Genomic DNA, 20,087 nt, shown 5'->3' with positions numbered 1-20,087 from the left:
TATCCTTCGCAAAGTAAAGGGAAAGTTCAAATCTAATTTGAGCGGACTTATTAGAGGCACTTTGAGCAGCGCCCATCAGACTTAGGCTTTGGTCTAAGGCTGTGCAAGAATCCCCGTGTCTTTAGACATCGGGAGTGTCAAGGGTTGGAGAAAATTAAGACGATTGGGGATGCCTATATGGTGGTAGGGTGTCTGCCGGTGCAGCGCCGCCATCATGCTTCTGCGATCGCAGAAATGGCCCTAGATATGCAAACGGAAATCCTGAATTTTAATCGCAAATGTCACGAATCTTTTGCCATGCGGATTGGCATTCATTCTGGACTGGCGATCGCTGGGGTGATCGGAACTCACAAGTTTATCTACGATCGCTGGGGCGATACGGTGAACATTGCCTCTCCCATGGAATCTCACGGGGTTCCTGGACGGATTCAGGTCTCTAGTACAACCTACTCCCTTTTACAGCCTAGCTACTGTTTCGAGTGCCGAGGCCCTATCCCCATCAAAGGGAAGGGCGAAATGCTCGTCTATCTACTGAATGGCAGAAAACAAGACGGCATCTGCACGCCCCTGTTTGATCTGCCCTTCGAGGAAGAGGTTTGAAACCCTCCCCATTGGATTGGGTATCGTTCACCGGGAAGTATGGGGGCGATGCTCGTAGCAACGACAGCAAGTCGTTTCTTCTGGTTCGTAGTAACGACTTGCTGTCGTTGCTCTCGTGTTATGCCCTCAGCCATAATACGAGCAATTGGCGGGTCTACCACCTGCGGGGTTGGGGGACTGGAGGCAGACCCTCTAATAGGGCGTGACTTGGCAGAGCGTTCATCACGGGGTAAACCTCCCCATTTCTCCATCTCCCTCATCCTCCCCATTCTAAAAACTAGCACTCTCGCGCTTAATGGGGTTAGTCTATTCCCCCTCAAGGGTGAGTTTTCTTCGCGAGGCTTTTATAAGTTTTGATAAAGCGTATAAATCGTTACGGTTTTCTGTCCCTAAAAGCTGAAAAAATTGTTGAAAAACCACAAAATATCAGAGTAAAGAAACCGGATTGAAAAATCGGGACCTGAATTGGGTTTATCTCAAAAACTCTGTCCAAAAATTTGAGAAAATTATGTAAAATAAAAAAATAAGGATGAGTATTTTTATCCTCTGGGGTTATTAGGGGTCTATTTAAACTGTTTTTAGTTGAGTGATTGCATCCCTCCGTCCTGGTGGGAGGGAGAGTTAATTGAATTTGAGCAGGAATCAGACATAAGATTCAGTGAATTAAGCGAGATAGGCTGATAAAACTTCAGAACAAGGGTGCAGAAACATACCGCAGGGAAGGAGTTAGTCTAATCGGGAGTGAAAAAAAATATCTGATGAAAGCAAGCCGGGAATTTCTAGAGGAGCACAAAGAGGTATTCTTCATAAATTAGGTGAAGTTTGAGACAATGGAGCGCAAGCAACCAGCAAACCTGAGCCGCCTAAATCAGTGGCGGCATAGTCCAGAACATCGAGGTGTTTGAAGAGTCAGCCATGAGTAAAACGAGCGAGACCGGGAACCGATGCGAGTCCAGTGTCAAAGTGGGAATCCTGCACTCCCTGAGTGGAACGATGGCAATTGGAGAAGCATCCCTAAAAGATGCGGAACTGATGGCGATCGCCGAAATTAATGCGGCTGGGGGTGTACTCGGAAAACCGATAGAACCCGTGATTGAAGATGGAGCATCTTCACCCACCGAATTCTCTCAAAAAGCTCGCAAGCTCATCCAACAGGAGCAAGTGATCACGATTTTTGGGGGATGGTCTTCCGCATCGCGCAAAGCCGTTCTGCCGGTTTTAGAGGAGTTTAATGCCCAACTCTGGTATCCAGTGGAATATGAAGGTCTGGAATCTTCCCCGCATATTTTCTATACCGGCATCTGTCCGAATCAGCAAGTGGAACCCGCTCTCACTTGGGCGATCGCCAATAAAGGCAAGCGCATCTACTTAATTGGCTCTAACTATGTATTTCCCCGGACGATTAACAAAATTATCCGCGCCCATCTCAAGCAACAAGGCGGAGAAATTGTGGGAGAAGAATACATCTTATTAGGGGAACAAAACTTTCAAGATATCATCCCTCGGATTCAAGCAACTCAAGCCGACTTAGTATTTAACACGTTAAATGGGGATAGCAATATCGCCTTTTATCACCAATATCGAGAAGCAGGAATTACCGCAGCAGAGATGCCCATTCTCGCCGTGAGTGTGGCCGAAGATGAAGTGCGCCGGATTGGGGATGCAGCAACCGGACATTATGCGACATGGAGTTATTTTCAAAGTGTTAATACGCCCCAAAATCAAAAATTTGTCAAAAATTTTCAGGCCCGGTATGGAAAAAATCGGGTAACCAGTGACCCAATTGAAGCGGCTTATACACAAGTTTATTTATGGAAACAATCTGTAGAAAAAGCCGGAACCTTTGATGTGGACCAGGTGAGAAAAGCGGCCTACAATCAAACCTTTGAAGCACCCGGGGGATTGGTGCGAATTGAGGCGAATAATCATATCTCCAAAACCTGTCGAATCGGAGAAATTTTACCGAACGGACAGTTTAAAATTGTCTGGGAAAACCCCCATGCGATCGCCCCTCTGCCTTGGTTGGGGATAGAAACCATGAATGGGAGTGTTTCTGCAGTGGCGATCGAGATGCTGGGAGAGGTGTCTCAGTCGATCCAATATAGTTGTCAAATGGAAGAAAAATCCCGTCAGCTTGAGATGGCAATGGCGGAAGTTAAAGCTACGAACGAACGTCTAGAAAGCACTCAACAGGAACTGGTTGCCTCGGAAACCCGGTTTCGAGAACTGCGATCGCGGGTGGAACTCCTCAAGCGTCGCCTCTCTAGTCAAATTCATACCTCATTAAATATTGACACCATTTTAAAAACCGCAGTCAGCGAAATTCGCCATCTCCTGGCCATTGACCGCTGTCAGTTTTTATGGTATAATCCTGAATCAAATCCCCCCAATTATGAACAGAGTCAGGAAGCGCGGGACCCCAGGCAGTCCCAGGATTGTACAGATAACCCCCTGGCAGAAATTCCCGTTCTGGGGAAGGCCCTGCAACAGCTTCAACTCTTGCAAATCGATGACGTGATCGCCGATCGCCAACTGGACGAACCGAGTCGCGACCTGTTGCAAGCGCGCTCCATCATCTCATTACTGGCCGTGGCAGTACAAACCCATTCCGGACAAAAAGGTGCCCTGGTCTGTCTGCATGGCAGTTCCACTCACTCTTGGACGGAAAGTGAGGTCGAGTTACTCCAAGATGTAGCTATACAAATTGCGATCGCCATCGATCAGGCCAAACTCTATGACCAAAGTTGTATTACCGCCACTGCCGCTAACGCCCAAGCTGCCAAGCTGAAAACTGCCCTGCACGAACTCAAACAGACCCAGGCCAAACTGATACAAACCGAAAAAATATCCAGTTTGGGGTCTTTAGTGGCAGGGGTCGCTCACGAAATCAATAATCCCGTGAATTTTATCTATGGGAATCTCTCTTATGCCACTAAGTATCTGCAAGAGTTGATGCAACTCTTGGGACTCTACGAAAAATATTATGGGGAACCGTCGGAGGAGATTCGTGCCTACACTGAGGAAATTGAACTGGCCTACCTCCTCGAAGACCTCCCCCAAATGATTTCCTCCATGCGAGTGGGTGCGGAACGGATTGGGGAATTGGCCCGATCGCTGCGGAACTTCTCCCGGGCCGATACTGCGGAACTGAAAGTCACCGACATTCACGAAGGGCTCAAAAGTACCCTGTTAATTCTACATCATCGCCTGAAAGCAAATCCCTATTGCGGGGCGATCGCCACGATTGAACAATTTGGAGACCTGCCCCCGGTCGAATGTTATCCGAGTCAACTCAATCAAGTCTTTATGAATGCGATCGGGAATGCGATCGATGCCTTAGAAGAGATGACGGGCAAATGGAATACCAGCAATTCTGCCAAGGGAAATGGACATGACTTAGAGAACAGCGATCGCAAGGGGAAGAAAACCGGAGGTGGAACCGGCGAAATGTCTTTATCGGACCTGGATTTTTCTAAATCTCGGCTGCCAGTATATCAATTACCCTTGCCGACGATTTGGATTCGCACGGAAGTCGTGCGGGATGAGGCCGTCGCTATTCGAGTGGCGGATAATGGACCCGGGATGACACCTGAAGTCAGACAGCAGCTATTTGAAGCCTTTTTCACGACCAAACCCGAAGGCAAAGGAACGGGTTTGGGACTGTCGATTAGCTATCAGATCGTGGTGGAACGGCATGGCGGCTCTATTTCCTGTATATCTGAACCCGGTCAGGGGACCGAGTTTCGGATTGTCATTCCCATCCGTCAAGGGGCTAAAGTACGATCATCGGATCCGGCGATCGATGTGATTCCGTCTTTGATGGGGGGAGCCAGTTAATCCGCCTTGCGGTTGCTGGAGGGCCAGAAACTGAGGTCATTTCGCCGAGGATCCGGACTTAAGTGCGATCGCCTCGGGGATGTTTGAGGATTTTTTATTTGTTGAAAAACTTTAAAAACAGTTATGTAAAAAATACATAACTTAACAGAAAAATCAGCATCGGATGAAAAGTCTGTAACTTCAACTACAAACTCATTCCCTGAATCGGCATAAAAAAGATTGAGGGCAGGACTGACGCATATTCTCCGAACCCACCCTAAATGCAGGGGCGATTCACGAATCACCTCTATAAATATAAAGGTCATTTGTCAGTCCTGCTGTAGGGGAAGAAAGCTCTATTTATTAGATGTGGAGTCAAAAGCCGTGTTCGGTTTGACCAACTGTTTTCAGATGGCTGAGATACAAACTATGCGAGAAATTAATGCGGCAGTAGTCAATATTAGTGGTCGCCAGCGAATGCTGTCTCAACGCAGCGCACTCTTTGCCTTGCAACTAGAGAGGTCTCAGACACCGGAAGATAGAATAAAATGGCGTTCGGCTTTGCGAGAAACCATCACCTTGATGGAAAAATCGCATAATGGGCTGATCTATGGGGATGCAGCCTTGCAATTACCGGGACATCCATCCTCAACGGTCAAATCCATGTACTTTGAACCCCCGATCAATTTAGATCGGAAAATTAAAGCCTATATTGCCGCAGTCAATCAGGCGATCGCCGCAGAAGACGAGGAATTGACCCCGGAAAATCCCCATCTGCGTTACATCCTAGATGCAGCGAGTGGACCCTTGCTTGATGACTTAGATACCATTGTCAGTCAATATCAACAAGAAAGTAACGACCAACAAGAGGCGATCGCCCGTCAGCAAGCGGAACTCTATCGTCAAAGCCAGATTGCAGCCACCCTAGCTCGTTCTCAAGCCGCTGAATTAGCACAAGCCCTAGGGGAGTTAAAAAATGCCCAAGATCGCCTGATTCAGAGCGAAAAAATGTCCAGTTTAGGCCAACTCCTAGCCAGTGTCGCCCATGAACTGAACAATCCCGTGAGTTTTATTTATGGCAATGTCAATCATGCGATCGCTTATGTTCAAGACTTACTGGAAATTATCGAACTGTATCAACAAGAATATCCGAATCCTGACCCAATCCTAGGTGAACATCTCGAAGAAGTTGATTTTCATTTTATTAAAGAAGATTTACCCAAAACTTTGTCTTCAATTAAAATTGGGTCAGATTCAATGCATCAGTTAGTGCTATCTTTGCGGAATTTTTCCCGGAAAGATGAAGCGAGGATGAAACAGATGGATATTCATGAAGGCATCGAGAGTACCCTCTTGATTTTACAAAATCGCCTCAAAGCCAATGGTAAAAGCCCCGCCATCAATCTTGTCAAAGACTATGGTGAAATTACCGGAATCGAAGGATTTCCCTGTCAGATTAATCAAGTGTTTATGAATTTAATTGGAAATGCGATTGATGCTTTGGAAATGAAACGAGGAGATTGGGGTGAGGGAAACGAAGGGTGGAGATTAGCAGAAAAACAGGTGCGAGCATCAAGCCTTTCCAGTCCAGATGAATTTATTCCCACGATTCACATTCGCACTCACATAAGCAAGGGTGAACGGGTGGTGATTCAAATTTCCGATAATGGCGCGGGCATGAGTTCCGAGGTCCTTTCCTCCCTCTTTCATCCCTTTTTTACAACCAAACCCGTAGGAAAAGGAACCGGGTTAGGCTTATCTATTAGTCATCAAATTGTTGTGGAAAAGCATGGGGGTCAAATTCAGTGTTTTTCCACCCCCGGTCAAGGAACAGAGTTTTGGATAGAACTACCCGTTAAACAAGTTTGCCGAGGTGAAAAGGTCCTCCAAGCTTAATCCCCAAAATGGCTCTGAGGGTTGATTCAAATAACTCGATTTGATTTGATAACAGAACAATAGGGATTTTTAGCCGAGAATATTCTAGCCTAAATTGCCCGATATATTGAACTTTTATGGATGACCGATTATGCCCGATATTTTTTACATCAAGTCATGGGTTTACTCCGGCAGCACTTTAACAAAAGGGGTGACTTTGACCTGTGGTTTTTAGGAAAACATAAAAAAATATAAAAACTGCAAAATAGACTACAGAGATGAAGCAAGTATTTTATTTGCCGACATTGTGGGATTTACGCCATTGTCTGCTAAAATGTCAGAATCATAATTAGTCACTTTACTGAATCAAATTTTTTCCCAATTTGATGAACTCGCCACCCAACATGGATTAGAAAAAATTAAAACCATTGGGGATTCCTATATGGTGGTCGGTGGCGTCCCCATCCCCCAACACAATCATGCCTCGGCGATCGCGCAGATGGCATTGGATATGCAGCAGGCGATCGGCCAATTTCAAACCCAAACCGGCGAACCGTTTCAAATTCGCTGTGGGATTGCCACGGGTCCTGTCGTCGCCGGGGTGATTGGGACTACGAAATTTATTTACGATCTTTGGGGAGATCCGGTGAATATGGCCTCGCGAATGGAATCTCAAGGATTACCCGGTCAAATTCAAGTCACTGATGAGACATACCAGCGATTGAAAAGCTACTATATATTGACAGAACGGGAAACAGTTTCGATTCGAGGCAAAGGCGAAATGCTCACCTACTGGCTGACGGGAAAAGGGTCATAAAATCCGGTACAGTTTGGATCGCAAACCCACTCCGTCAGGAGGCGATCGCCTCCGATTCATCCAGGGGAATCTGGATTTCAAATGCAGTTCCTCCCCCTAATTCAGAATAGCAAGTCAAATTGCCATTGTGAGCTTCTTTAACAATCTGAAGGGAAATAGATAGCCCTAACCCTGTCCCTTTCCCCACAAGTTTGGTGGTAAATAAGTAATCAAAAATTTGGGATTTCACTTCCGGAGTCATTCCCTGACCATTATCGGCAATTTCAATCGCAATCTGTTGACCATCGGCGCTAAGTTTGGTATCAATTGTAATTTGCAGCCCTACATCTGGAGGCGAAACAGCATTTCCCAGGCCCTCTTCTAAGGCATCAATGGCATTGGCAATAATATTCATAAACACTTGATTAAGCTGGCCGAGATAGCAGCGAATCCGAGGAATTTTCCCATAGTTTTTAACCACTTTAATCTCTCTCCGGTTCGGAGTGGCTTTGAGCCGATGCTGTAAAATTATTAAGGTGCTATCGAGTCCTTCATGAATATCCGCCAAGACTTTAACAGTGGTATCAGAACGGCAAAAGGTTCCCAGGGAAGTGCTGAGGTTAGAAATGCGATCGGTTCCCACTTTCATAGAAGCCAGCATTTTGGGTAAATCTTGTAACAAATACTCAATATCGATTTCTACCCCTTTGCGCTGAATTTCTTCTCCGCTATTCAGAAATTTAGCTCGATACAGTTCCAAATATTCAATTAAATGATAAACCCCTTCTGTCGCGATATCAATATTCCCAGCAATAAACCCCAAGGGATTTTTAATTTCATGGGCCACACCGGCCACTAATTGGCCGATGGAAGAGAGTTTTTCACCCCGGACCAATTGGAGTTGAGCCTTTTGGAGTTCGGCCAAAATTTGAGAGAGTTCTGCGGTTCTTTCTTCCACTCGTTGTTCGAGGGATTGTTTTTCCTGAATTAATTCGAGAGTTAATCGACGCAATTTAATATGAATTTTAATGCGAGCTAATATTTCATCTTTATAAAAAGGTTTCGTAATATAATCAACAGCTCCTATTCCTAGACCTTTGGCTTTTTTTAAATCATCAGAAATGCCCGTCATGAAAATAATCGGAATATCATGGGTTTCGGGAGCAGTTTGCAGGAGGTTGCAAGTTTGGAAGCCATCCAGTTCGGGCATGATGAGATCCAGTAAAATCAAATCAACCGGATGACTTAGGGCGAGTTCAATTCCTTTAATACCTTGTTTTGCCAAGAGGACCTCATAGCCCACTTCAGTCAAAATATCATAGAGCAATTCTAGATTAGTGGAGGAATCGTCAATTACTAACACTAACCCTATTTTATCAGGGGTCATCACGCTCGCCTACCTCGCTATTCAAATCGATCTGGGGTTGAGACTTAAGACTCGATATAAAAACAATATAAACTGAACAATCGTGTTTTACCGGGCTAAAAGATGACAAAATGGATTCATCAATCCATCAGCAGGTTGGGTTTGACGCTGCCGATGGAGGGTTGCTTTAGGGGTAAAACCGGGATGCGATCAAGGGATCCGGACCGGGTTTTATCGATTGTATAGGATTGGGGGACCGGAGGCTGTGATTTGTAACCGGGCGATCGCCGAGTGCAATGCTCCAGGATGCCGGATTTGGTATGAGATGCCAAGGACAAGAAACTGGGTTTCTCATCCCTACGATACTGGCGTCCTAGGACCTGAAACTGGTTTGCTGCCTGTGATGAGCGAGGAAAACCGGAGAAAAAACGCGACGGGGATTTGTTCTGTACACCCAATCGCGTTTTCTAAAAATTCAAAGGGGAAGCTAGTCCCTGAGATTTGACTAAGGATTGACTTTCCACAGTTTGATGGTGTCATCAAAGCTGCCACTGACTAGAGTTTGGCCGCTTTTGCTAAAGGCGACCCCCACCCAATCGGTATGTCCCTTGAGGGTTCCAACTTGGGAACCTGTGTCCATATTCCAGAGCTTAATCGTGCCACCTAGGTCTCCAGAGGCGAGGGTTTGGCCATCGGGGTTAAAGGCGACGGAGTGAACCTGTTCGGAATGACCCTTGAGGGTCCGGATGGGGAGGCCACTGCTGAAATCCCAGAGTTTGATGGTTTTATCCCAACTTCCCGAGGCGATGGTATTGCCATCAGGACTGAAGGCGACGGACCAGACGGCATCGGAATGTCCCAACAGGGTGCGGATCAGTTTGCCGGTTTGCCAGTTCCAGAGTTTGACGGTGCCATCGGTACTGCCGGAGGCGAGAGTTTGACCATCAGAACTAAAGGCGACGGACTGAACCTCTTGGGAATGACCGATGAAGCTGCGAACTTCGGAACCGACGAGTCCGGAGTAGTTGTTGGCATGGAGTCGCCAAACTTTGATGCTCTTGTCGAAGCTGCCGGAGGCGAGACTTTGACTATCGGGACTGAAGGCGATGGAGAAGACTCCGGCTTTGTGGCCCTTGAGGGTGCCGAGCAATTCCCCGGTTTGGAGGTCCCAAAGTTTGATGGTTTTATCCGCACTGCCGGAGGCGAGGAACTGGCCATTGGGACTGATGGCTAGGGTCCATACTGGGTCGGAATGACCGCTGAGAATACGCAGAGGAACGCGGACGTTATTGGTGCTAACGTGCCAGAGTTGAATCGTGCCATCGGTGCTGCCGGAGGCGATCGTGCTGCCATCGGGACTGACGGCGACGGACCAGACGGGTCCCGAGGCGATCGCCAAGGTCCGCATCGGTTCGACTTTAGACACCGAATAGCTAGACTCTCCGGGGAATGCCGGGAGTTTGTAAGACAGTTCCGGATGTTTGACCCGATACATCATCTGAGGCGGTGCCGGTGGCGGTGCCGAGGGTTTCTGCTGGAAACTCACTGGGACCGGAGTGGGCGCACGATAGCCCAGGGTAATGGACAAGACGGCGATCGCTGCCCCACCCACCAAGGTAGCCACCCGTTTGTTGGGCGGGGGTAATACCGCTTCTAAGTTGGGCGCATTCAGGGCTTTGAGGGCTTCAGCACTGGAGGCATAGCGCTGTTTGACATCCCGCTGCACTAGGGTATCAAGAACGCGGCTTAACTGTAGACTGACGGGTTGAATGAGATACTCAGACCAGACCCAACTTTCCGTTTTAATGCTGTACAAATCAAAGGGCGGCAGGCCGGTTAACAGATGCAAGCAGGTAACCCCGAGACTGTACAGGTCGCTCCCTATAACTGCTTGGCCTTTGGTTTGTTCGGGGGCGGCATATTCTGCGGAACCCAGGGCCGTGGCGGAGGCGATCGCACTCATCCCGGTGGGATGTTCTACAGTGCCAAAATCAACGAGAATAATTTTGCCATCCCTGATGCGACGAATAAGATTCTCGGGTTTAATATCCCGGTGAATCAACAAACTGTTATGAACAAATTTCAACACCGGCAGAACGTCGGTGAGAATTTGACGAATTTTTTTCTCATTAAAGGGGCCGCTTTCAGCGAGTTCAGCGGCTAAATTTTGGCCTTCAACATATTCTTGGATTAAATAGTGACTGCCATTATCTTCAAAAGAAGCATAGAGTTCGGGAATCAGCGGATGCTGAGTCAATTCATCCAAAAGCATGATTTCTGAGGTCAATGCTTTCGGGGATCCAGGAGTAGCCCCTCGGAATTGGGCGATCGCCTTGTCGGTTTTTCCGGGGAAAAACTGTTTAATCGCGCAACGAGGTTTCGAGGGTTGGTCTTCATCGATCGCCAAGAAGGTGCGGCCATATTTTCCCTGACCGAGGAGTTCCAAGCAGCGGTACCGGCTTTTTAAAAGCAGCGGTTGCCCACAGCTAGAACAATTGTCAGCGTAATGGGTATTTTCTGAATTTTGGCAATCGGGATTGATGCAATGAGTCATAATTCGCAAGCCCTTAGCACATTTAATCTATAATAAATCTTCCCAAGCATAACTTGCGTTTCCGGTGTCCACTCGGGGAGGAATTAAATCTCTTCATCTGGGGAGTGAGTCCCTAGATCAAGGTCTTAATCAGCAAGTCATGCACCCTGGAAGCGATTTCACTCCACTCTCTCCACAAGGGATTTCCGTTGGTCTGTTTTCTCTAATTTGGAGGGCGATCGCGCTCAACGAGGGAATACCTTCGCCCTTTGCTGATGCCCCATCCGGAATATCTCGTTTCTTTATGCTCGCTTCTATTCCCTCGCCTCCCTCATGAGGGTGACTTTTCTTTGAAAGCAATGCCTGCAAAAGCATCGGCACAGTTTTAGATTCCAGGGACAAACCCGCAGGTTTCTTGCAAAAATCTCTGCTTGAGAAGCAACAAATCTATTGCGGAAACCCGGTTGTCTGCCCTTTACTGGGCGCTCTAGGAGATCGGTACCGGATTTAGAGGCAAAAACAAGAGGTGGCTCTATTTTGTTAAGAAATGTTGCATGATCAGCCGATTGACCAGAATCTTTAATTCCGGTGTAACGACCTCTTTTAAGTCAAGACGAACTTCTGGCATCCCCGGTTGCATCGGATTTCTATCTTCAACAGGACGTTGCACCATGCCACCCCAATCAAAAGGTCATAAAGTTATTGGATATGCATCCCATTCTGTTCAACCCACTTGGTCCGAGCGTAAATTGCCAGTTCATCCCACTGGCAGGATTCCTGACTCGCTTCCCCCTGACTCGGTTTGGATTTGCCGTCTTTACTGCGGTAGGGACGGGATTTGAGAAGGTCACAAAATTCTTGGGGTGGAGTTTTCAATACCTTGGGCAGAATAACGTGGATACCTTCATGAATTAACCCTTCCAGATGGAACTGTTCTGAGGACCCTAAGCAGAATCGGATCGCCGGGCGATCGTCCCCGGTGACGACATATAGACTAGGGACTCGATTTAAAATGTACGCAATCAGTTCTAACTGAAAATCTGAGCAGTCGATAACGCTTTTATATAAAGAGTAGGGATGAGTTTTAAGAATGTAATCGACTCGCTCTGATATCAATTTTAACGTTAAATTTACAAGGTGTTTTGCCATAATGAAACCCGTCAATTAATGAATCACAACCCGTGATTTTTCTAGTTAAAAATTTCTCCAAAATTGACCCAATTTAAGAGAAATTTAGGCCCCATCTCACCGATATTTACGAGTCAGGGTAAAAGCTCAGAAATCTTCCCGCCTTTCCCGGTCAAGACTTCCATAGATAAGCTGTTTTGCAGATGACGGTGAAATCCCTGAAGTGGCCAATCAAATCGCTTAAGCCTATTTTGCTATTGCTTATCTTTAGTTTACCCTTAAAAATTGTAAAAATAAAATAAAAATTTAGCGTCAATCCAATTTTTTCGTTAAACCTTAATTTTTTTTTAAGATGCTCGTAATTGGCCCTCAGTTTCTTGAATTTTACCACTTGTTGACCTGAAGTCAAAAAATACAGCCGGTTGGGAGTCTGGGTTCGTGGGGGGAAGGAATACATTTCTTGTGGGGTGTTGGCCCTTGATTTCTGGTTCCGGGGGGTGGGATTACCGTATTAAAGTGGGGAGAAGGGAGGAATGTCCTGGCGATCGCACCGTTGAGGAACAGCCATCTAGCAGTCAGATTCGGCATACTAATAGATAGAGAACCTCCAAACCATCCCAAACCAACGTCTCAACCCCACCAAAGACCATGTATCGAAAACCAAAATCTTCATCCCCCCTTAACTACACTTCCCTGGCGATTTTAGCTGGGGTTTTCGTGTTGGGAATCGGGATTGGTATTGCCTTTAGCTCTACCGCCAACTTCAGTCCAGAAAACGTGGCATCGCGGGAAGTCATCGATCGCAGCGCCCCAAATCCGGAACTCTGCATTCAATATGGAGCCAGTGCGATGGTGATGGATGCTCGCATCTTCGTCACCCTTAATCCCTTCAATGTCTATATATCCCAGCCCAAAATGCAGCCGGGGTGTGTACTGCGGACCAATACCTGGAATATTCTGGAGCAACGCAAACTGGTCAATAATGATCAGGTCCGTGACTGCAAAAATCGCATGAACACCTTTGGATTCACCGGCGCATTGGAAAATAGCCCAGACATTAGTTGCATTTACCAGAATGACGCTGCGGGAAATCTGTTCTTCCAGGGATCTGGAGGTAAACCCCCAGAAACCCAACGCTTTTAGGGCGATCGCTGTGGGGTAACCCCTTAAATGTTGCTACTAATCAGGACGCGGAGGGTGATCCGCGTCCTTTGGCATTTTTAGGGTTCCTCATCCGCCCCCTTTGACTCCCAACAATGGGGCTAGATTAAGTATTTATTCCCGTTTAAATCGTTACCATTGATGATTCTTTATAGTAACCATAGGTCAGAACCAATCCACTGCAAGATTGATAGGAGATCAGGTTGTAGATGTGGCAAACCGTTGATCCCCAACCATCTGCTGGTAAAGGTCTGTCAGTTTTTTAATTTATGAGATAAGGGTGAGTGTAATCATAGCCATAAAAAAACTCTGAAGGTTTTTATGCTCCCAAACCCTTGCCAAGAATTCCGGTTCCGATATGATTAGAAAATCCAATTGTTAAAAGGGCGACTCAACGCTCTAATTTATCACCCAATGATGAGTATCTTTAATGAGATCCATTTTAGAAACGTTCGCGGGGACCTGTTTGGAGGTCTAACTGCGGCGATCGTTACGCTCCCAATGGCCCTAGCATTCGGGGTCGCCTCCGGTGCAGGACCCGTTGCCGGTCTTTATGGTGCCGTCTGCGTGGGCTTGTTTGCATCGTTGTTTGGGGGAACTCCGGCCCTGATGTCGGAACCCACCGGACCCATGACAGTGGTGATAACGACGATCATTGCCTCCCTAGTTGCCAAAAATCCGGAGAACGGATTGGCGATGGCCTTTACCGTGGTCATGCTGACCGGACTCTTCCAAATTATCTTCGGGGTATTCAAATTGGGTAAATATATTACCCTGATGCCCTACACCGTCATTTCCGGCTTTATGTCGGGAATTGGCTTGATTCTGATCGTGCTGCAAATCGGACCTTTTTTAGGTCATGCTAGTAAAGGAGGGGTGATCGGATCCCTTCGCAATCTGCCGATGTTTGTGACGAATATTGACGTACCCGAAGCAATTTTAGCCGGTCTGACGTTAGGGATTCTGTTCTTAATGCCATCCAAATATAAGCGGATCGTACCCCCGCAATTGGTGGCATTAATTGTCGGGACTGTCTTTTCTGTGGTGTTTTTCTCCAATGCGGATATTCGGACGATTGGCGTCATTCCAATGGGACTGCCGCAATTAAATATGCCGGTGTTTACTGTCACGGAATTTCGGGAAATGCTGATTAATGGCATTGTCTTGGGGATGCTCGGTTGTATCGACTCCCTGCTGACTTCCGTGATTGCCGATAGTTTGACCCGCACTCACCATGATTCGGATAAAGAATTAATCGGACAAGGGATTGGTAATATCGTTTCAGGACTCTGTGGCGGACTTCCCGGTGCCGGTGCGACGATGGGAACGGTGGTGAATATCCAAGCCGGTGGTAGAACTGCATTGTCGGGTTTAACCCGTTCAGGGATTTTGCTGGTGGTGATTTTGTGGGCGGCAGGTCTGACGGAAAATATTCCGATGGCGGTGTTGGCAGCGATCGCCCTCAAGGTGGGGGTTGATATTATCGATTGGGGTTTCCTCAAACGGGCTCACCGCGTCTCGGTGAAAGCGGCGTTAATTATGTACGGGGTGATTGCGCTTACGGTGTTTGTAGACTTAATCGTCGCCGTCGGCGTCGGGGTGTTTATTGCCAATCTCTTGACCATCCAACGTCTGAGCGATATTCATGCAAAGGATGTCAAGGCAATTACGGATGATGATGATGAAATCCTCTTAACTGATGAAGAGAAGTTGTTGCTGCAAAAAGGGAATGGCCGGATTCTGCTGTTCCATATTAGCGGACCGATGATTTTTGGAGTCTCCAAGGCGATCTCCCGGGAACAGTCGGCAGTGGATAATTTTGAAGTGCTGATTTTGGACCTGGCTGATGTGCCAATGTTAGGGGTGACTTCTTCCCTGGCGATCGAAAATGTGATTATAGATGCCCTAGACAAGGGTCGTCAAGTCTTTATTGTGGGTGCTGAGGGTCAGATTAAACGTCGGTTAGAACGGTTTGGGATTGTGAAACTGTTACCCCCTCACCATATGACGGCGACTCGCATCGAGGCACTTCAACAAGCGGTTGCCTTGATTTCGGTGGAGTCTGAGGATGTGAAGGATGTTTTCATCACGAATCAAGGGGGTTTGCAGATGCAATCTTCTTGAATTGAAGACCCGCAAGGGTTTTTTAGGACCGGGATTGGCTGTCACTCTGATTCAGTCCCTGAGTTAGGTGCAGACAAAGGGGGAGGCGATGCGATCGCCTCCCCCTTTTTTAGGATTCTGTCTCCAACTTGGGTCAAGGAGGGAACGACTACCGCCAATGTTCGCTTAACCGGACTGGGAGAATTTGTCCGGGTTCGACAATGGCGGCGATATCGGAACGCAGAAGCGAGGTGAGTGCACCGGCGGCGGCACCGCCTAACAGGGGACCCCCAGCTAACCCTCCGAGGACGGCCCCAGCAACGGCCCCTACTGCGGAGTAGCTAATGGTTCGTCTCTCGGAAATATCTCGATTGCTGTCGATGGGTTCGGATTCGGCGAGGAAGGGGATGGCACGACCTTTGAGGACGATCGATTGAGTCTGAAAGCGGATTTTCCCCCGATCGCGCTGGAAACTGCCAATCACTGGGGTGCCCACTGGCGCAATCAGTTGGCCGGTGCGATCATAAATATCAGAATAAACGAGTAGGACTTCTTGTCTGGGGAGGCGATCTTCTAGGGCGATCGCCACGGAACCGGGATAACTCAGAACCAGGACAGTTCCGGAAGAAAGCAACACATCAGAAGGGATATTCGCCGCCACTTCCTCGGGAATGGATGGGGGAGTTTCAGCGGTTACAGGTGCGGGACCCCTGGCGATCGCCCCGGTTGTCGGCAGGGGTTGTCCAAAGGCGAGGATACCATCGGTCCCCGGATTTAGGGCGGTGGGTGTTTCGATAACAGGCGGTGGCGGTGGCGGTGAAATTTCGGGTTCGACATTCACCACATTCACCGGAGTTGGGGTATTCTGCGCGATCGCCTCCTGAACCGAGGGACTGTCCACTGGGGGAACGGTGACTGTGGGGGTGCGATTGGTGGCAGTTGTGGTTTCCACCGGCAATTCAAAGTCTAAATCCTCAGTTAATTCCAGCGATCGGGCATCCTCAACGGTGATGTTTAATTCCGAGAGTTGCGGTGGCGGTGGCGGCACATTCAGAATTGGCATCTGTGCCTGTTCTGGGTTCGGGTTCAATTCTGCCGATTCTAGGGTTGGTGAGGGCCAGGAAATGGCTGGGGGCTGATTCGCGGCAGATGGCGGTAACATGGGCAGGGTGCGAAGGTCTGCATTTGGTTCCGTTGCCGTAGTGGGTAGGGAGTCGGATAGTTGCACTGCCGGACGAACCACCCAGCGATTGCTTTGTCCGATCGGGGTGACGGTGACGGCATTGGAATCGAGAGTGACTCCCGGTGCAAATTCCATGACAATCCGAGTGACCCCTGATTCCATTTGAGCAATCCGAATTTCCCGGACAGTCCCTTGATAGTTTTCGGCGTTGGACTGTACGGGATTGTCGCCATTGGGGATATCGATCACAATCCGCAGGGGTTCGGTGAGGATGGAATAGTCTGGGGTGATGCCCTCGGGGACAGTAATTTGCAGTTCGTTGGTATAGGGGTCAAATTCCCAGATTCTCAGTTCTGGTGCGGAGGCGATCGCCTGCATGGGGGTAGTTGAGAGGGGTTCGGAGGCGATCGCCCATCCTGCTTTGGGCATGGAACTACAGAAGGTCGTCGCTAACAGGATTAAGGAAAACCGCCGCGCTAATCTTGCTTTGGGCATGGCTTGTTAAAAATAGGTTAAAGGGATTTTTAGAGGGCTAAGTCGAGACTTTAGATGCGGTTAGGGATGAGTTAAATATTAAGAGTTTAGGCCACAGGCCGAGGCGATCGGGTTTTGGGAATTGAGTTAAACTATTATCCGATTTTGTCACATTTGTCAAGCGGTTAAATTCACTAAATTCTGTTGTAATAGAACCCGAGTATTAAGATTCAGGAAAAATTACGCCCCTTACTAAACACAGACAGGGCCAGCGCCCCTCCAATCATCCCTAATCCGGTACTCGCCGCTAATACAAGACCCACCGGAAGCTGAATCGAACTAAATCCCAGAAATTGTAAGGAAACCGGGGTGGCATTTTGGACCGACACCAGGGCGATCGCGACCACCCAAATCGCGGCGATCGCACTCACTAAGGTCGGAATCAGTTTGGTAATTGGCATACTGTTTTAACCTCATTTACAACAACAAACGGCAGGGATTTACACCCCGCCGTTCCCTGGGGGTTTACTAGGCAGCAACCGGGGCCAGTTTATCGATTTTTGCCTGCATTTCTTGGCCGACTCTTTGAAGTTTTTCGGGAGAATTGGTTTCCATATAAACCCGAATCAAAGGTTCCGTTCCCGATGGACGCAACAACACCCAACCGCCATCTTCAAGATAGAGTTTAATCCCATCTTTGCGACCCACTTCTTTGACCTTAATTCCGGCAACTTCTGTCGGAGGATTTTTCTGGTAAGCGTCGAGAACTGCGGTTTTGTGGGCTTCTGTTAAGTGTAAATCCAGGCGGTTGTTATAGAGGGGGCCGCCAGCTTCGGCGATCGCCTCTTCCACCAATTGACTCAGGGGTTTACCGGCGAAGGCAATGGCTTCAGCCACTAACATATCAGCTAGAATGCCATCTTTTTCAGGAATATGACCCAAAATGCTCAAACCGCCGGATTCTTCCCCGCCGATTAACACATCGGTTTCCCGCATTTTTTCCCCAACATATTTAAACCCAACAGCGGTTTCATAGAGGGTTAAACCATATTTTTCTGCCAGGTTATCTAACAGGTGAGTGGTGGCAACCGTCCGTACAATTGCGCCTTTTTTGCCTTTATTTTGGAGCAAGTGCCGTGCTAATAATAGCAGGATGGTATTCGGGGTGAGAACATTCCCTTTTTCATCGACAATCCCGAAGCGATCGGCATCTCCATCGGTTGCCAAACCCAAATCAGCACCATCTTTTTTAACCGCCTCGACCAACTCCACCAGCATTTCTCCTTTGGGTTCGGGCATTCCTCCCCCAAATAGGACATCGCGCCAAGTATGGAAGCTTTCAGTTTCGCAACCACAATGCTCTAAAACTAGGTCTAAATAACCCCGGGAAGTAGAATACAATGCATCATATTTGACCTTCAGTTTCGCCTTGCGAATGGTATCCACATCCAGCAACGTGTACAGGAATTCCAGATAAGCAGGTTTGGGGTCAAAAATGGAAATTTTATCGGTATTCTTACCCGAGGCCGGTTCATCCGATGCCTTGGCAATATTTGCCACAATGGTATCGGTGATTTCTGGGGTAGCAGGACCGGCATAATCGGGGATATATTTAATGCCACAATAAGGGGCCGGGTTGTGGGATGCAGTAAACATCAATGCACCGGCAGTATTCATAAAGCGGGCATTATAAGCAATCACTGGGGTCGGACAATCCCGGTCCGTCATCTTGACAGTCCAACCCAAATCTACTAAGACTTCCGCCGCTGTTTGAGAAAATTGGTCTGCTAAAAAGCGGGGGTCATAAGCAATTAAAACGGGTTTATCTTTACTGTAGGCAGTTTCCAGATAAGCGGCGATCGCCCTCGTCACCTTCCGCACGTTGGCAAAGGTAAAATCTCGGGCAATAATCCCCCGCCATCCATCGGTCCCAAATACGATTTCCTCTGAGGTGCCTGCTGCACTCATGTTTGCTAGTCTCTCTGAACGCACTTCACCCTAATAGTACAGGATTTGTCCTTGGTCATTTGTCCTTGGTCCTTGGATGGGGAGAAACGGGAGATGGGGGAGAAACGGGAGATGGGGGAGAAACGGGAGATGGGGGAGATGTTTGTAACTTCCCCTGTTTGTAGTAACGACTTGCTGTCGTTCCTCCCCATCCTCCCCATCCTCCCCATCTCCCCTACCAGGGACTGCCAATTAAGGTGAAACTGGACCAATAATAAGGATGGGCAAAAGAGAGGCGTTCATTTCGCGCAGCCGAAGGTAGGGTGATGCCTTCCAGATTTCCGGTTCCGAATAACTGTCCCCCTTCCATCCGGACTTCCCCGCGAATCATGGCAATTTGCGCCTCCCGTAAGGCTTCAGCTTTAATTTTGGCATTCGTCAGGTGGCTATAAAACTCGGTCATCAGTGCTAGAGTGCCTTCATCGCTGACGTACCAGAGGGAGGCTAAGGCGGATTTGACCCCGGCTTGGACTGCTAAACCGGCAAACCCTAATTCGGCGCGTTCGTCCCCTAATGCGGTACGACAGGCAGAAAGGACTAATAACTCGACGACGGGATTGTTCCAACCCATTTCCCGAATCCGATCCAGTTGCAGTTGGTCATCCCATAATTGAATATAGGACTCGCCGGGACTCCCGGACTTAAATTCGCCATGAGTGGCAAGGTGGATGATGGGATAGGGATAGTTTTGCCGTTGTTGGAGTAAATTCTCCCGGGTAAACTCTTCGTTTAAAAAGGCGTTGCCTTGCCATAAGCGATCGGCAATGGTTGTGAGTTCTACAGGAACTGCGGGTAAGGGGGACAGTTCGGTAAAGGTGGATGCGCCCATTGCTAAAACTCTTGTATCCTGTAAGGCACGATAGGTGGTATCAATTAAGCTGACAGAGGGAATCTGACTCAGACTGTATTTTTCGACGAGAAACTGTTCTCCATCATGTAAGGCAGCGATGGGTAAAGAACGCAATCCCGCATCCATGCTGAACATCAGGGTATTAATCCCTGCGGCTTCTAAGTCTGTGGCGATCGGGGCAATCAGCCAGTTATA

At 48.1% G+C, this 20,087-nt stretch carries 13 protein-coding genes and 2 pseudogenes; 6 read left to right on the top strand and 9 right to left on the bottom strand.

Translation table 11 applies throughout. The features are described 5' to 3' along the window. Window positions 1-132: 132 nt before the first annotated feature. From J0895_RS22345 to J0895_RS22330, 4 genes and pseudogenes are all read left to right on the top strand, one after another. Window positions 133-600 (top strand): annotated as a pseudogene (locus J0895_RS22345) (adenylate/guanylate cyclase domain-containing protein); the annotation flags it as partial. 915 nt (window positions 601-1,515) lie between these two features. Further along, window positions 1,516-4,437, top strand: a complete 2,922-nt coding sequence (urtA, locus tag J0895_RS22340; RefSeq protein WP_242541515.1) for an urea ABC transporter substrate-binding protein — start codon at window positions 1,516-1,518, stop codon at window positions 4,435-4,437. Window positions 4,438-4,845: 408 nt separating this feature from the next. Next, window positions 4,846-6,312: an ATP-binding protein gene (locus J0895_RS22335; protein ID WP_242541514.1), complete on the top strand. Its 1,467-nt coding sequence runs from the start codon at window positions 4,846-4,848 to the stop codon at window positions 6,310-6,312. 256 nt (window positions 6,313-6,568) lie between these two features. Next, a pseudogene (locus J0895_RS22330) lies at window positions 6,569-7,108 on the top strand (adenylate/guanylate cyclase domain-containing protein); the annotation flags it as partial. A gap of 34 nt (window positions 7,109-7,142) precedes the next feature. Here the strand turns inward: J0895_RS22330 and J0895_RS22325 are convergent. The 5 genes from J0895_RS22325 to J0895_RS22305 all read right to left on the bottom strand — a co-directional run bounded on the left by J0895_RS22325 (window position 7,143) and on the right by J0895_RS22305 (window position 12,135). Then, window positions 7,143-8,474: a response regulator gene (locus tag J0895_RS22325; RefSeq protein WP_207090194.1), complete on the bottom strand. Its 1,332-nt coding sequence runs from the start codon at window positions 8,472-8,474 to the stop codon at window positions 7,143-7,145. Between the two features lie 119 nt (window positions 8,475-8,593). Continuing rightward, on the bottom strand, window positions 8,594-8,791 hold the full coding sequence (locus tag J0895_RS22320; protein ID WP_207090193.1) for a hypothetical protein: 198 nt from the start codon (window positions 8,789-8,791) through the stop codon (window positions 8,594-8,596). Window positions 8,792-8,958: 167 nt separating this feature from the next. Continuing rightward, complete coding sequence (locus J0895_RS22315; RefSeq protein WP_207090192.1) at window positions 8,959-11,007, bottom strand: serine/threonine-protein kinase; 2,049 nt, start codon at window positions 11,005-11,007, stop codon at window positions 8,959-8,961. Between the two features lie 511 nt (window positions 11,008-11,518). After that, window positions 11,519-11,659 carry a hypothetical protein gene (locus tag J0895_RS22310; protein WP_207090191.1) on the bottom strand — a complete coding sequence of 47 codons (141 nt, stop codon included), beginning with the start codon at window positions 11,657-11,659 and terminating at the stop codon, window positions 11,519-11,521. A 26-nt stretch (window positions 11,660-11,685) separates the two neighbouring features. Beyond that, entirely contained in the window at window positions 11,686-12,135 is a 450-nt protein-coding gene (locus J0895_RS22305; RefSeq protein WP_207090190.1) for a late competence development ComFB family protein, read from the bottom strand. Between the two features lie 627 nt (window positions 12,136-12,762). Here J0895_RS22305 and J0895_RS22300 point away from each other — a divergent pair. Together J0895_RS22300 and bicA are read left to right on the top strand one after the other, a co-directional pair. After that, entirely contained in the window at window positions 12,763-13,257 is a 495-nt protein-coding gene (locus J0895_RS22300) for a DUF3172 domain-containing protein (RefSeq protein ID WP_207090189.1), read from the top strand. A 435-nt stretch (window positions 13,258-13,692) separates the two neighbouring features. Beyond that, window positions 13,693-15,399: a bicarbonate transporter BicA gene (gene bicA, locus J0895_RS22295; RefSeq protein ID WP_207090197.1), complete on the top strand. Its 1,707-nt coding sequence runs from the start codon at window positions 13,693-13,695 to the stop codon at window positions 15,397-15,399. 148 nt (window positions 15,400-15,547) lie between these two features. On the opposite strand, the gene J0895_RS22290 is transcribed toward bicA, so the two are convergent. The 4 genes from J0895_RS22290 to J0895_RS22275 form a co-directional block, all read right to left on the bottom strand. After that, the gene (locus tag J0895_RS22290) at window positions 15,548-17,056 is read right to left on the bottom strand and encodes an AMIN domain-containing protein (RefSeq protein ID WP_207090188.1); all 1,509 of its coding nucleotides are present in this window, start codon (window positions 17,054-17,056) and stop codon (window positions 15,548-15,550) included. A gap of 209 nt (window positions 17,057-17,265) precedes the next feature. Beyond that, the gene (locus J0895_RS22285) at window positions 17,266-17,496 is read right to left on the bottom strand and encodes a LapA family protein (protein ID WP_207090187.1); all 231 of its coding nucleotides are present in this window, start codon (window positions 17,494-17,496) and stop codon (window positions 17,266-17,268) included. A 67-nt stretch (window positions 17,497-17,563) separates the two neighbouring features. Then, window positions 17,564-19,003 carry a phosphoglucomutase/phosphomannomutase family protein gene (locus tag J0895_RS22280; RefSeq protein ID WP_207090186.1) on the bottom strand — a complete coding sequence of 480 codons (1,440 nt, stop codon included), beginning with the start codon at window positions 19,001-19,003 and terminating at the stop codon, window positions 17,564-17,566. A gap of 214 nt (window positions 19,004-19,217) precedes the next feature. Then, window positions 19,218-20,087: CHAT domain-containing protein (locus J0895_RS22275; RefSeq protein WP_207090185.1), on the bottom strand; the 870-nt coding region annotated here is incomplete at its 5' end.

This window comes from Phormidium pseudopriestleyi FRX01 (assembly GCF_017313335.1).
Taxonomy (GTDB): Bacteria; Cyanobacteriota; Cyanobacteriia; order Cyanobacteriales; family Laspinemataceae; genus Laspinema; species Laspinema pseudopriestleyi.
The sequence above is the reverse complement of the archived record's forward strand: the minus strand, read 5'-3'. Positions and strand labels throughout refer to the sequence as shown.

What these genes read in the sequence shown, in the direction of transcription:
- urtA (WP_242541515.1), top strand. Translation starts at nt 1,516, where the DNA reads ATGAGTAAAACGAGCGAGACCGGGAACCGATGCGAGTCCAGTGTCAAA.
- J0895_RS22335 (WP_242541514.1), top strand. Translation starts at nt 4,846, where the DNA reads ATGCGAGAAATTAATGCGGCAGTAGTCAATATTAGTGGTCGCCAGCGA.
- J0895_RS22325 (WP_207090194.1), bottom strand. Translation starts at nt 8,474, where the DNA reads ATGACCCCTGATAAAATAGGGTTAGTGTTAGTAATTGACGATTCCTCC.
- J0895_RS22315 (WP_207090192.1), bottom strand. Translation starts at nt 11,007, where the DNA reads ATGACTCATTGCATCAATCCCGATTGCCAAAATTCAGAAAATACCCAT.
- J0895_RS22310 (WP_207090191.1), bottom strand. Translation starts at nt 11,659, where the DNA reads ATGGTGCAACGTCCTGTTGAAGATAGAAATCCGATGCAACCGGGGATG.
- J0895_RS22305 (WP_207090190.1), bottom strand. Translation starts at nt 12,135, where the DNA reads ATGGCAAAACACCTTGTAAATTTAACGTTAAAATTGATATCAGAGCGA.
- J0895_RS22300 (WP_207090189.1), top strand. Translation starts at nt 12,763, where the DNA reads ATGTATCGAAAACCAAAATCTTCATCCCCCCTTAACTACACTTCCCTG.
- bicA (WP_207090197.1), top strand. Translation starts at nt 13,693, where the DNA reads ATGAGTATCTTTAATGAGATCCATTTTAGAAACGTTCGCGGGGACCTG.
- J0895_RS22290 (WP_207090188.1), bottom strand. Translation starts at nt 17,056, where the DNA reads ATGCCCAAAGCAAGATTAGCGCGGCGGTTTTCCTTAATCCTGTTAGCG.
- J0895_RS22285 (WP_207090187.1), bottom strand. Translation starts at nt 17,496, where the DNA reads ATGCCAATTACCAAACTGATTCCGACCTTAGTGAGTGCGATCGCCGCG.
- J0895_RS22280 (WP_207090186.1), bottom strand. Translation starts at nt 19,003, where the DNA reads ATGAGTGCAGCAGGCACCTCAGAGGAAATCGTATTTGGGACCGATGGA.